We start from the raw sequence: 6,849 nt of genomic DNA, 5'->3' as shown, positions 1-6,849 counted from the left end.
GTCACGCCGTGCCTCGACCGCCAACCGGGTCGCCCGCTCACGCAGCTCGTCGGGGTACTTCCTTGGTGCCGCCATGACTCTCATCCTCACGTGGATTGAGAGCCTCCATCAGACCCGGGGCGGGACAAGCCGTTGGCCGAGCAGATCGACCACGCGGTCCGCGCGGCCATCGGCTGGCCGGCATCGGCGGCCTCATCGATCAGCAGCCGGTAGCCGAACTCGCGGTCATCGCGATGCGCGTCGAACAACGCGTTCGCCCGGTGCGCCTCGGTGAGCTCAGCGGCGGTGACCGGTGCGGCCAGCCACCGGTAGTAGGGCTGACGCGCCAGCCCCAGGACCCGGCACGTCACCGCGACCGGCACCCGCACAGGGGCCCCGGACGCGGCCAACTCGCGGACGAGCGGGTAGATCATTTTCCCGGCAGGTTCGCCTGCGACAGGTAGGCCGCAGCCCGGCGCAGGATCTCGTTCTCCTGCTCGAGTAGCCGGATCCGCTTGCGGGCCTCCCGCAGGTCCGCGTTCTCCGCGACGGTCGTTCCGGGCTTGACCCCGTCTTCGACGTCGGCGGCCTTCATCCAGTTCGTCAGGCACGACTCGCTGATCCCGAAGTCGGCCGCGATCTGCTTCAGGTGCTGGCCCGGCTCACGGTTGCGAGCGACGCTCACGACGTCGTCGCGAAACTCCTTGGGGTAGGGCTTGGGCACGGTGAACATCCTTCCAGCGGCACCTCTCGGCACCACAGATCAGATGTCACCTACTCGTGCAGCAGTCCCTTCCCACCTCAACGCGGGGGTTTGCGTTGGTACCGGCCGCCCCGTTGCGGCGCCCTGGCTGGGGACGTACCGTCGCCCCACTGCAGTCGGCGTGCTGCGTCGGCGCGCATGAGTTTGTTGGCTCTGCCGCCCTGTGTCCGCGGCAGTTGGGTGGAACCGTTTGGCCGTTCCGCGTAGCTGCGGACAGGGGGTGAAGCGCATGGACGTTGTCGCTGTCGCCGCTCGCCGAGATCTGCTCCAGCGCCGCGCGACTGACGACGCGTCGGTGCAGATGCGCGCCACCGCCAATTCTGATGGAGCGTCCGAGCGGGCGGCTGGACTTGGGTTGCACATGGCCTTCACGGTTGGCGGCCGCGGGTGCATGTGGCTCCATCTACAGGAGCGGCTGTTAGTCAGCGTCCGCGGCTTGAGCGTGGTACCAGCTATGACGGACGGGGCCCGCGCATGCGGTCGGCGGCTGGTAGGCGTCACGCGCCCTCGCTCCAGCTCATGGTGGCCGGGGTGGGGCCGGGCGAGCGCCTCAAACGGGTGCAGCCTCCGTGGCAGGCCGCGGCCGTCGTCGGCCCGAGGGACAGGCGGGGCCGGAGGGAGGCGTCGGCATGCCCATTGACGAACAGGCGCTGAAGCGCAGCCTGGAGCGGCTCACGGCCGGGTTGCCCAAAGTTCCGTCGGTGGGCACGTTGAGTTCCCGCGTCGCGCTGGTTGTTTCCGCAGCACGGGAGGTGCTGAGCGTGGAGGCCGTCGGGCTGTTGCTCCTTAGTGACACCGGACAGCTGCGCACGGTGGCCACCACCGGTCCGGCGTCCGCCATCCTGGAGACCGCTCAGGCGGACCTGGGGGTGGGTCCCGGTGTGGATGTGCTCGGCCACGGGTCGCCGGTGGCAGTGGCGGACATGCTCGCCGAACCCGCGTACGCGTTGTTGCGGGATCGGGTACGCGATGCCGGTCTGCGGGCGGTGGTGTCCGCTCCGGTGTCCGTGGACCGTCAGGTCGTCGGCAATCTCAACGGGATGCGCCCGCTGCCGCACGAATGGACGCCGGGCGAGATCACCGCCGCCGAGGCCTTCGCCGGGGTGATCGGCGCGCTGCTGGGGCTGACCGCGCGGGCGACACCGCGGGCACTGCTGGACCTGATGGCGTACTCCCCTGCGGGCGGGGTCGGCGCCGGACCGTCGTCCCCGGACGGCCACGACGGCGAGCGCAACTCTGGATCCACACGGAACGCCCGCGATGGTGGTGGGCGGCGATGACGGCCAGTGTCGATGCGCAGGCGCTGGCGGCCAGCCTGCGGCGCCTCAACGATCAGCACGACAGTGCGATGCTGGAGGCGTCACTGCGGCGGATCGTCGAATCCTGCGTCGCCCTGTTCGGCGTCGACGGCAGCGGAGTGATGATCGCCGACGAGCACAGCGAGCTGCGCTATGCGGTGGCCAGCGACGGCCTCAGCCACCTGCTGGAAACGACTCAGATGGAGACTGGGCAGGGTCCGTGCGTGGACACCTTCGTCCGCGAAGAAGCGACTTCCTGCGCCGACGTGGCCGACGACCCGCGCTGGCCGCTGTTGGCCCCGGTGCTGCGGGGGAAGGGGGTCGCGGCGGTCCTGGGCGTACCGGTGTACCTGTCCGGACTGTGCGTTGGCAGTCTGGACGTCTACCGCACCTCCGTGCAGGACTGGGACGACTCAGAAGCTGATGCCCTGGTCCGCTACGCGGAGGTGGTGGAGGCGATGCTCACCGCCGCGGTCAGCGCCGACCGGGCGGGCGAGCTCGCCGCCCAGCTGAACTACGCGCTGGACTACCGGGTTCCCATCGAGCGGGGCATCGGTTACCTGATGGCACGCGACCACATCGGCCACACCGAGGCGTTCACACGGCTGCGGGCTGCGGCTCGCAAGCACCGACGCAAGATCGGCGACGTCGCTCAGACGCTGTTGATCACCGGACGGCTGCCGGGGGAGCGATGACGCCGCAAATGACTCGGTCCTCGATGGCGGGAACAGGTCACGGCACCCGCGTGCCTTTAGACGCCCGTGGCAGGTTGCCAATCGGGCGTCAAGAGGACGCGTCAGTGCGCGAGTTGACGGTGACCGTCTTCCCTACCGGCGGTCGCATCCGCCTGGCTGGGCGGCTGGACCGCAAGACCTCCTACCACCTGCTCGACGCCGTCCGCATGCTCAATGCCGCGAGCCATTCCCACTGGGTCATCGAAACTGCAGAGCTGCGTTTCTGCGACGCCAGCGGACTGCGAATAGTCAACGCCTGCTATCGGACGGCGCTACGACAGGGAGCGCATTTGACCCTGCCGGAGGCCCCACCGTGGCCCAGGGCGGCTCTGGTCGCCATGAAACTCGACGCGCATGTGCTGGAAGAGGGGCATGCCAACAATCCTTCGGGGGAGGGGTCCTGATGGACATCTCTAGGACGCAGGAACGGGGCAGGCAGGAGAGGCCGACGAAACTGGTTCGTCGCGTGACCTTGCTGCTGGTTCTGCGAGGGGTCATCGCGCTCGTGTTCGGGCTGCTGGCGCTGCTATGGCCCGAGGCCACGGTGCTGGTCCTGGCGTTGCTGTTCGGGGCTTATGCCGCGGTAGATGGCTTCGGCATGATCGCCAGCGGCTTGGGTCGCGACGGTGACCAGGGAAGACGGTGGCTGTACGTGCTCGGCGGCATCGTCGGCATCGCAGCCGGTGTCACCGCCGTTGTGTGGCCACAATTGACGGCGTTGGCGCTCGTGGTGTTGGCCGGGGCGTGGGCGGTCGTCACAGGTGTCTTGGAGATCGTCGCAGCGATAAGGCTCCGCCGGGAACTCACCGGAGAGTGGCTGATCGGCCTCCTCGGGACCATCTCGCTGATCGCCGGTGTGATCATTCTCCTGCGTCCGGACGTCGGCGCCGTGGCTCTAGCGACCGTGCTCGGTGTCTACGCCATCGTCGCTGGTGTCGTGCTCCTGCTGGCCGCATGGCGGCTGCGCAAGGCGCAGGTAGTAGTCCTCGATCTGCCATGACCATCATTCCAAGCTCGATGGCCGGGCCCGGTTGCCCGCCGTCCTTGACTGACGGTCGCTCGACGTTTACGAACCTGCGCGGTGGTGATACTCCCCGCAGCATGTCGGTAGGGGCGCTGCGGACTGGTGAACAAGGCAACCGCGGTCGGTTTCAACCCCTTCGCGACCCAGTCTCGGCAAGCAATCAACACGGGCCATCAGGTCAATCTCGCGACGGCATGGCAGCGGGGACCGGACCACGACCGCCCGCGGTCCCGAAGGCCGCCGGCCCGCTAGCCGCCTCGACTGCAGGGCTCGGTTCACCCCCGCTCCGTGTTTGGCGCCGGGGTCGGTTCACAGCACTCCGCCACCGTCGGCGGGGAGAGAAGGGAGAGTGCAGTGAGTGTCATGCGTTTCGAACCGTTCGGTGACCCCTTCCGAAGTCTGGATCGGCTGACCAGTCAGCTGATGTCGGGCACCCGCACGCCGATGGGAATGCCGATGGACGTCTGGCAGGCCGAGGACGGCTACCACGTCGCCCTGGACCTGCCCGGTGTGGACCCGGGCAGCGTGGAGATCACCACCGAGCGAAACACGCTGACCATCCGCGCCGAGCGGCGCGCAGAGTACGCGCAGGGCTCCAACGTCCTGCTCGCCGAGCGGCCACAGGGCCGGTTCACCCGCCAGCTGCAGGTCGGCGACGCGCTGGACACCGAGAAGGTGCAGGCTAACTACAACAACGGTGTCTTGCATTTGACCATCCCGATGTCGGAGAAGGCGCAGCCGCGCCGCATCGAGGTGCAGCACGACTCGGGCCAGCAGCAGCTGTCCGTCGGATCGGACGGTGTCCAGAACCACGGCTCTGACCAGGGCTCTGACCAGAGCTCGGACCAGGGGTCGGACCAGGGCGGTTCCGAGGGGGAGCAGCGGGGCAGCTGAGAGCGGGGCCGGGGTGGGGCGAGAACCCGCGACGACGTGACCATCCCGGCCCACCTGCTGCCGCCGGTGCACGAAGCCCGACGGCAGCTGCCGTGACACAACCCGCCGCCGTACATCGGTGACCTCATGACGAGCATTCAACGGAAGAGCACGAGACGCGTAGGCGCAACCTAATCAGACTTGCCGTCGGTCTCCCGACCGGTGGCCTGCAGGGAGGGGTTCGGAATGGCCAAGGCAGTCGGAATCGATCTCGGAACCACAAACTCGGTAGTCGCCGTCTTCGAGGGCGGGCAGCCCGTCGTCATCGCCAACGCGGAAGGCGGACGCACGACACCATCGGTCGTGGCGTTCACAGAAAACGGGGAACGCCTCGTCGGGCTCCTCGCCCGTCGGCAGGCGGTGCTGAACCCCAAGGGCACCATCTATTCGGCCAAGCGATTCATCGGGCGCCGGTTCGCCGAGGTCTCCGAGGAAATTTCCGCCGTGTCCTACGACGTCGTACCGGGCCCGGATGACGCCGTCCGGTTCTCCGTGCACGGCAAGCAGTACGGCCCGGAGGAGATCTCGGCGCAGGTGTTGCGCAAGCTCACCGAAGATGCCAGCAAGTACCTGGGGGAGCGGGTCACGCAGGCGGTGATCACCGTTCCTGCCTACTTCAACGACGCCCAGCGCCAAGCCACCAAGGACGCCGGTCAAATTGCCGGGCTCGAGGTCCTGCGGATCATCAACGAGCCGACCGCCGCGGCACTGGCCTACGGGCTGGACAAGAAAAGCAACGAGACCGTACTGGTCTTCGACCTCGGCGGGGGCACCTTCGACGTCAGCATTCTCGACGTCGGCGAGGGGGTGGTCGAGGTTCGTTCCACGGCCGGGGACACCCATCTGGGCGGTGACGACTTCGACCGACGCCTCGTCGACCACCTTGCGGATGAGTTCCAGCAGAGCACCGGCATCGATCTGCGCCGCGACCCGCAGGCGCTGCAGCGACTGTACGAGTCGGCGGAAAAGGCCAAGGTGGAGCTGTCCTCCACGACGCAGACGCAGGTCAGCCTGCCGTTCATCACCGCCGACGCCTCCGGGCCCAAGCACTTGACCACCACGGTGATGCGGTCGAAGTTCGACCAGATCACCGCGGACCTGGTCGAGCGCTGCCTAGGGCCGGTGCAGCAGGCGATGACCGACGCGAAGGTCACTGCCAACGACCTCGATGAGGTCATCCTGGTCGGGGGATCCACCCGGATCCCGGCCGTGCAGGCGCTGGTGCGGCGGCTGACCGGCGGCAAGGACCCGAACATGAGCGTCAACCCTGACGAGGTCGTGGCCTCCGGCGCCGCCGTGCAGGCCGGGGTGTTGCAGGGTGAGGTGAAGGACGTTCTGCTGCTCGACGTCACCCCCCTGTCGCTGGGGGTGGAGACCCTCGGCGGGCTGATGACGAAGATCATCGAGCGGAACACCACCATCCCGACTCGCCGCACCGAGACCTTTTCCACTGCCGAAGACAACCAACCGGCAGTCGACATCGTGGTGCTGCAGGGCGAGCGGGAGCGGGCTGCGGACAACCGGGTGCTCGGGCGGTTCCGGCTGGAGAACATCCGTCCGGCCGCGCGTGGTGTGCCTCAGGTGGAGGTCACCTTTGACATCGATGCCAACGGCATCGTCAACGTCTCCGCCCGGGACAAGGACACCGGTAACGAGCAGCGGATCACCATCAGCGAAAGCGGCACGCTGGACCAGTCGGAGGTGCAGCGGCTGATCGCTGAGGCCGAGGCCAACCGTGCCGAGGACGCCCGGATCCGACAGGAGGTCGATGCCCGCAACGAACTGGATTCGGTGGCTTACGCCGTGGAACGTCGGCTGGCCGAGTTGGGCGACCAGGCGGCGGTGCACGAGAAGGCGCGCGCGGAAATGCTTATCGCCGAGGCGCGGCAGGCGGTCAACGACGAGGCGCCGCTGGACCGGGTGCGCGCGCTCTCTGCCGACCTGCAGCAGCTGCTGTCCGGACTGGCGGCGGCACCGTCCGTCGCGCCGGGTGCCGGCGATGGTCAGCCTGCCGGTGGCCGTCCCGGCGCTGCCGACGACGTGATCGACGCCGATTTCACCACCAGCTGACGAAATGACTGCATCCGACACCCCAAGTCCCGATCCGCGTCCGGACGC

8 protein-coding genes are annotated in these 6,849 nt (G+C 68.2%); 6 read left to right on the top strand and 2 right to left on the bottom strand.

Annotation, left to right across the window (positions count from 1 at the left end; genetic code table 11):
- Positions 1–86: 86 nt before the first annotated feature.
- Positions 87–413 (bottom strand): hypothetical protein, encoded by a 327-nt coding sequence (locus tag ACJTNH_RS14055; protein ID WP_458176655.1) that lies wholly within the window; start codon positions 411–413, stop codon positions 87–89.
- Positions 410–703 (bottom strand): transposase, encoded by a 294-nt coding sequence (locus ACJTNH_RS14050; protein WP_458176653.1) that lies wholly within the window; start codon positions 701–703, stop codon positions 410–412. Before ACJTNH_RS14050 ends, ACJTNH_RS14055 begins: the two co-directional genes overlap by 4 nt.
- A gap of 668 nt (positions 704–1,371) precedes the next feature.
- Between ACJTNH_RS14050 and ACJTNH_RS14045 the strand changes: the two genes are divergently transcribed.
- The 6 genes from ACJTNH_RS14045 to dnaK all read left to right on the top strand — a co-directional run bounded on the left by ACJTNH_RS14045 (position 1,372) and on the right by dnaK (position 6,801).
- Positions 1,372–2,022: a GAF domain-containing protein gene (locus ACJTNH_RS14045; RefSeq protein ID WP_458176651.1), complete on the top strand. Its 651-nt coding sequence runs from the start codon at positions 1,372–1,374 to the stop codon at positions 2,020–2,022.
- Complete coding sequence (locus tag ACJTNH_RS14040; RefSeq protein ID WP_458176649.1) at positions 2,019–2,735, top strand: ANTAR domain-containing protein; 717 nt, start codon at positions 2,019–2,021, stop codon at positions 2,733–2,735. The genes ACJTNH_RS14045 and ACJTNH_RS14040 overlap by 4 nt, the downstream gene beginning before the upstream one ends.
- Positions 2,736–2,839: 104 nt before the next feature.
- On the top strand, positions 2,840–3,178 hold the full coding sequence (locus ACJTNH_RS14035; protein ID WP_458176647.1) for an STAS domain-containing protein: 339 nt from the start codon (positions 2,840–2,842) through the stop codon (positions 3,176–3,178).
- 62 nt (positions 3,179–3,240) lie between these two features.
- Positions 3,241–3,774 carry an HdeD family acid-resistance protein gene (locus tag ACJTNH_RS14030; RefSeq protein ID WP_458176645.1) on the top strand — a complete coding sequence of 178 codons (534 nt, stop codon included), beginning with the start codon at positions 3,241–3,243 and terminating at the stop codon, positions 3,772–3,774.
- 387 nt (positions 3,775–4,161) lie between these two features.
- Positions 4,162–4,692 carry an Hsp20/alpha crystallin family protein gene (locus tag ACJTNH_RS14025; RefSeq protein WP_458176643.1) on the top strand — a complete coding sequence of 177 codons (531 nt, stop codon included), beginning with the start codon at positions 4,162–4,164 and terminating at the stop codon, positions 4,690–4,692.
- Positions 4,693–4,917: 225 nt separating this feature from the next.
- Positions 4,918–6,801 (top strand): molecular chaperone DnaK, encoded by a 1,884-nt coding sequence (gene dnaK, locus ACJTNH_RS14020; protein WP_458176641.1) that lies wholly within the window; start codon positions 4,918–4,920, stop codon positions 6,799–6,801.
- The last annotated feature ends 48 nt before the right edge of the window (positions 6,802–6,849 follow it).

The organism is Modestobacter lacusdianchii (assembly GCF_054177765.1).
This window is presented reverse-complemented; position numbering and strand designations above follow the sequence as displayed.